Genomic DNA, 5,910 nt, shown 5'->3' on the forward strand with positions numbered 1-5,910 from the left:
GATGCTTATTGCTGGTAGGTTGCTCCTCAGCAGAGCCTACTTCCTCTTAACATCCTGATACAAAGATAAATTATAAAAGTTAATTAATAATGAATTATCCAACTTTGTTGGATTTTAAATGGAAAGAAATGTTATGAAAAAGGCAAGACTTATGATCTTATCATATCACTGTTTGTATGTGTTATAAGTTTTGCAACAACAATAGTTACTGTATTTTTATTTTTAATAATTTAAAGTTTTATAACTATGAGTATTTTAATTAAAGCAATCCAGCGTGCTAATCCGCGGGACAAGAATGCACCCAAAAAATGGTATGTCGTTCAAAACTCCACCGGATTGATCGGGGAGACCGAAGTTGCCGACCTCATTGCTGATGAGACGACACTTAATCCGGCAGAGGCTTTGATGTCTCTTCGTCAATTTCGAAAAATATTGCAACGTCTGATGTCGGACGGGCATAGTGTGAAACTCGGTAATTGGGGTACGTTTTCTCCATCCCTTAACAGTAAGGGCAAGGATAAGAAAGAAGATCTGAAGGCTACGGACATTAATTGTGTAAATATTAATTTCCAGCCCGGTGAAGAATTGAAGACAGCTATGCAAAAAGTGGACTTTGTATGGATCGACAAGCTGGTTGAAGGCAAGACAAATACCGGTGGCGGTTCTGGCGAGTCTGGTGGTGACCGTCCGGAGATTGAATAATTTCTATTTTCTGAATGATTAAAATTTCCTCTCCGGTTTTCCGGAGGGGATTTTTATTTCGGCTTTTCGGGTAGAAGAACTCTGTTTCGCAACATGAAGGAGTAAACTCCGAAACATGAAGAGACTTGCTTTGAAACATCAAGAAGTCTTTTCCGAAACTTGAAGAAGCCAGTATCGTGAGATGAAGAGGTTGGCTTTGCGAGATGAAGAAGTCAACTTCATGAGATGAAGAAGTCGGAATTTCGAGATGAGGAACTTATAAGTTTTCCCTTATTCAGGTGCAGGTTTTGGTATATTTTACATTTATATATAATTTGTTTTTTATTCCGAAAAAGATTTTTACCTTTGGCACATCGTTCACTATCGGACGTCCAACCATTTAAAACCTTGTACTATGGAACAGTACGTAAACATTATGTTAGATCGCGGCTTCAAAGCCGTATTCGGTAACAAACAAGTAGCTATCGACTTTATCAATGCCGCCTTGGAGGGCGAGCGACAAGTTAAAGACTTGACTTACCTGGATAAAGAAATTTTACCCGAGTCATTGGACCAGCGCACAGTTATTTTCGATTGTCTTTGTGAAGATGTAGATGGCACGAAGTTTATTTTGGAGATGCAGAATTGTCCCCAACGCTATTTTTTTAACCGTGGATTTTATTATATTTGTCGAATGATCTCCCGTCAGGGACAGATAGGTTCGGGGTGGAAGTATGAACTTCTTCCCGTGTATGGTATCTACTTGTTGAACTTCAGCTTGCCGGAGTTTTATTCCTGGCGAACGAACGTAGTCTTGGCGAATGAAGAAACAGGTGAATCTTTTGGTGAAGTCAAACTGAAACAGATTTATATTTCGTTTGAGTTGTTTAATTTGAGTAAAGAGGAATGCGTAACTCCTTTTGAGAATCTGATTTATATATTGAAGAATATGGATATATTTGATATGTCTCCTTTCAAGGAGGAAAATGAAGCGTTTCGTCGTATACTCGATGCTGCAAACGTGAATGCAATGACATCCCATGAACGTGACGTGTATGACGAAGTCCTGAAGCGTTATCGTGATTGGCGATGTACGACCGAATATGCTATCGAACAAGCCGAGGAGAAAGGTTTGAAGAGAGGCATGGAAAAGGGCCTGGAAAAGGGCCTGGAAGAAGGTATTGAAAAAGGTCAGCAAGAAGCTTTGCAAAGAACTGTTCAAAACATGAAAGCGATGCAAATATCGACTGATGTCATAATGAAAGCAACTGGTATGACTTCCGAAGAGATCGAACAGCTTTAAAGATTTATATTAAGAAGATAGCCATAAAAAATCCCGGGGAATTTTTCTCTCCGGGATTTTTTGTAATATGAATAAGGTTTGCAACAGTCTGTTACTTTATCGGCCGGATAATAACTCGAACGTTGCCTTCTTTACCGGGACGAGGTATTGAGGCAATACACCCGGGCCGCAGGTAGCTGTTCCTACGCCGGCCTGTTCAGCATCCATATGGACGGTGACTGTGCCGCTTCGTTTCAGTTGGTTGATATGCGTGGATGCATCGATATTGCTGTCCGCGAAAGGAACGATACTGAATTGCCATGGGTGGGCAGCCGTTACGTGCAGGCCGTTACCGGTTTCGTTGGTGATTGTTGCCCAGCGCATATCCGTGCGGTTACCTGTCGATTGCGGTTTGACGTAATAATGGAACATACGTTCCGCGTCTGTCCGGTCGATGGCGATACGGCCGCTTTGGATACGGTCTGTGTAGGTTTCTCCGGTACGTCCCAGATAGGAAACCTGTGCATATTCGGCAGGCATTTCAAAGGTCAGTCCGATGCGTGCCAACGATTTGACGATGGTGGTGTCCGGGGTAAAGGTAGTCGCTATCTTTACTGTGCCGTCAGGGTTGACACTATAGTGCTGTGTCGCTGTCCCTACTGTTTCGGATTTGTCATTCAGTAGTGCCAGGGTTGTCTGTACGCTGTTCTTGCCTGTGCGGAAAGCTGTTGCCTGTTGGCTGAGTTTGTCGAGGCCGGCGGTTTTCCAGAGGCGGGCACCATTGCGGTCGCGGTTATCGTTGTCGGTAATCGGACGGTACAGGCTGATGGTGAGAGGGGTTGAAAGTAACTCTTTACCATCGAGTTTGTAAGATGTCATGGCTCCTGTCTCCGGGGAGAAAGAGATGCTTATACGGTCGTTGTTGAACGTGTTGCCGTCCTGTTTCAACGCTGATGCTTTCAGACCCGGATATTTCGGCTGATAGTTTTTATTGGCTGCCAATACAAACTGGTTGTAAGCAACTTCATGAGTAGTCGGCAAGAACGGACGTGTCTGCTTAGGTGTCCAGCTCAGGTTCAGGAAGACTTCTTTGCAGTCTTTCGGCAAAACGGTTTTACCCAGTGTCAAAGTAGCTGTCTCGTGAGGGAGGCAATCGACGGTTTCCGTTCCCTGGCGGACAGTGCGGCCGTCGTCTGTAACCAACTGCCAGTTTAAGGTATATTCGTTCAGGTTACTGAAATCGTACCAGTTTTTAATGGAGAGGGTCAGATTGCGTTCGTCTGTCAGTTTTGTCTTGATATACTGGTAGACTTTTTTCACTTCGTTCAGATGCGGATGCGGTTCACGGTCGGCACTGACCAGGCCGTTACAGCAGAAGTTGTCGAAGCTGGGGATACCTTTAGGACCGTAATCGCCGCCATACGACCAATACCAATTGCCATTTTCATCCAGTTCGCGGAAAGACTGGTCCACCCAATCCCAGACGCAACCGCCTTGTGCCATCGGTTCGTTTTCGAATACGTCCCAGTATTCTTTCAGGCCGCCGACACTGTTACCCATCGCATGCACATATTCACAGAGGATAAAAGGACGGTAGATTTTCGGTTCCTTCTGGTTCAGATATTCTTTGATTACGTCTACGCAGCGGTACATACGGCAATAGATGTCGGTATTGTAGTTTTGTTCGGCACGTTCGTACTGTACGGGGCGGTTCTTCTCGACCGATTTCAGCCAGTCGTAGGTACGTTCGAAGTTGATGCCGTTGCCAGCTTCGTTGCCCAGCGACCAGATTACGATGCAGGGATGGTTCTTGGAACGTTCGTACATCCGGCGGGTGCGGTCCATATGGCCGGGAGCCAGGTACTGTCTTTAGCCAGTGATTCGGGACCGTATCCCATTCCGTGCGATTCGATGTTGGCTTCGTCGATCATATAGAGGCCGTATTCGTCGCAAAGTTCGTACCATAACGGGTCGGTCGGGTAGTGGGAGTTACGTACGGTGTTGATGTTATACTGCTTCATCAACTCGATATCTTTCAGCATCAGTTCGCGGCTGACCGTACGGCCCAGTTGCGAATGTTCATGGCGGTTGGTTCCTTTCACCAATGTCGGTACGCCGTTCACGCAGAAGCGGCCGTCTTTGATTTCGGACGTGCGGAAGCCTACTCTGCCTCCGGTCAGTTCGGTTTCTTTGCCACCAGCGTCTTTCAGGGAGAGGATAAGCGTATACAGGTTCGGATGTTCGGCACTCCAGGCTTTTATACCGGGGATTGTCGCTTCTTTGAGTGTAATCCGGCTGTTTTCTCCGGTAGGGACTTTTGCCTCTTCTTTCAGGACGGTTTTACCGTCGGCATCTTTCAGCTGGTAAGCGATGCGGGCGTCCGGATTTGCCGGACCGGCAATCTGAACGTCCAGGTTGAAGATGCCGTCTTTGTAAGTATTCTTGTCGAGAGTGGATACCACCTTGTAGTCGGCAATATACTGCCGGGGCGTGCTGTAGAGGTAGACGCTTCGTTCGATACCGCTCAGGCGCCACATGTCCTGGCATTCCAGGTAGGAGCCGCTGCTCCAGCGATAGACTTCCAAGGCTACGGTGTTCTCGCCCGGTTTTAGCTTATCGGTAATATCCCATTCTGCCGGGGTTTTAGAACCCTGGTTATATCCTAGTTTTTCCCCGTTCACCCATACATAATAGAAAGAGATGACGCCTTCGCAGCAGAGAACCACGCGGCGACCGTCCCAGTCTGTCGGAACGGTAAAGGTGCGGCGGTAAGAGCCGACTTCATTTTCTTCATAAGGGACGAAAGGCGGATTCTTCTTGAAGTTGAACATCGGGTCGTCGAACTCATACGTTTCGTTTACGTAAATGGCGGTACCGTATCCCTGCCGTTCCCAGTTGCCGGGAACGTTGATATCTGCCCATCCTCCGGTATAGAAAGAAGGCTTGTAGAAATCTTTCGGGCGGTTGTCCGGGTTCTTTGTCCAATGGAATTTCCATTTTCCGTTCAGGCTTTGGTACCAGGGGGACGATTCGTGGTCGCGTACGGACACGGCTTTCTCGTTCTCAAAAGGCCAGACGTAAGCATGCGGTTCCAGTTTGTTGAGTCCGGTTGCGTACTGGCTTTGCCACTCGGGCTTGTTGTTGTCTGTCGACCCTGTAGCCGCCTGGAGCATCCCCAGGCAGCACAGAGCGAAAATAGATAACCTCGTTTTTCTCATTTGTATTTTAGATTGATATGTTTCATTGTACTGTGACTTCATCTATATACATCCAGGTTCCTTGTCCGGGACGTGTATGGTCGTCCGGGCATTTACCTGGATTTTTCAGGGCGACTCTCAGGTAACGGCCTGTAGCCTTCAGGTTGTCGAATGTCTTGTCTTCGATGCGGATTCCTTCGCGGAATATTTCTTCCGGAGTAAAACTGCGTTCTGCAACCTGCGTATATGCCTGGTTGTCGTCTGAGACGGACAACGTAATCCGGCCGGGGATATGTGCGCCCATTCCGTAATTGGTGATGCAACCGATTGTTATTTCATTCATTGCCTCCGTTTTTCCCAGGTCGATCGTAAAGGTTGCATCTTCGTCGTACCAGCCGCACCATTCGAAGTCGGATTGTTTGTTGCTGCCCCGTAATCCGTTGGTCAGGCGATATGTCTGACTGTTTCCATCCTGAACGGGGCGGGCGGTGGCCTTGTTCCAATGGAGCGGGAGGGTCAGGGTTTTCCCCATTTGTTTGCCGTTTGCAAAGGTTGCAGCGTTGATTGTGATATCGTTGGTGACAACCAGAGAGTCGGTGTACAGGGATGATGTGGCGACCGGCTCGTTCCCGTCGGTCGTACAGGGCAGACGCATTAAAAATTATTCTCTTGTAAAAGTGTCTCCAAAAAGTTCTCATCCCATCCAGCTTTAAGTCTTTTAAGGTTAATGCTCCCCTTCGTCTTATTATT

The 5,910-nt window shown here is 47.1% G+C and carries 3 protein-coding genes and 1 pseudogene; 2 read left to right on the forward strand and 2 right to left on the reverse strand.

Annotated features, from left to right (window positions below; translation table 11 throughout):
- Positions 1-246: 246 nt before the first annotated feature.
- Together DXA15_RS24335 and DXA15_RS24340 are read left to right on the forward strand one after the other, a co-directional pair.
- Positions 247-702, forward strand: a complete 456-nt coding sequence (locus DXA15_RS24335; RefSeq protein ID WP_128135758.1) for an HU family DNA-binding protein — start codon at positions 247-249, stop codon at positions 700-702.
- 394 nt (positions 703-1,096) lie between these two features.
- Entirely contained in the window at positions 1,097-1,984 is an 888-nt protein-coding gene (locus DXA15_RS24340) for an Rpn family recombination-promoting nuclease/putative transposase (protein WP_128135759.1), read from the forward strand.
- Positions 1,985-2,075: 91 nt separating this feature from the next.
- Here DXA15_RS24340 and DXA15_RS24345 read toward each other — a convergent pair.
- Positions 2,076-5,136 (reverse strand): annotated as a pseudogene (locus DXA15_RS24345) (glycoside hydrolase family 2 TIM barrel-domain containing protein).
- A gap of 67 nt (positions 5,137-5,203) precedes the next feature.
- On the reverse strand, positions 5,204-5,815 hold the full coding sequence (locus DXA15_RS24350) for an FN3 associated domain-containing protein (protein ID WP_233567611.1): 612 nt from the start codon (positions 5,813-5,815) through the stop codon (positions 5,204-5,206).
- Positions 5,816-5,910 lie beyond the last annotated feature (95 nt).

Origin of the sequence: Parabacteroides sp. AM58-2XD (assembly GCF_003463685.1) — a bacterium.
In the GTDB taxonomy this organism is placed as follows: domain Bacteria; phylum Bacteroidota; class Bacteroidia; order Bacteroidales; family Tannerellaceae; genus Parabacteroides; species Parabacteroides segnis.

Excerpts from the sequence above, each read along its gene's own strand:
- DXA15_RS24335 (WP_128135758.1), top strand. The coding sequence starts at position 247 with ATGAGTATTTTAATTAAAGCAATCCAGCGTGCTAATCCGCGGGACAAG.
- DXA15_RS24350 (WP_233567611.1), bottom strand. The coding sequence starts at position 5,815 with ATGCGTCTGCCCTGTACGACCGACGGGAACGAGCCGGTCGCCACATCA.
- DXA15_RS24340 (WP_128135759.1), top strand. The coding sequence starts at position 1,097 with ATGGAACAGTACGTAAACATTATGTTAGATCGCGGCTTCAAAGCCGTA.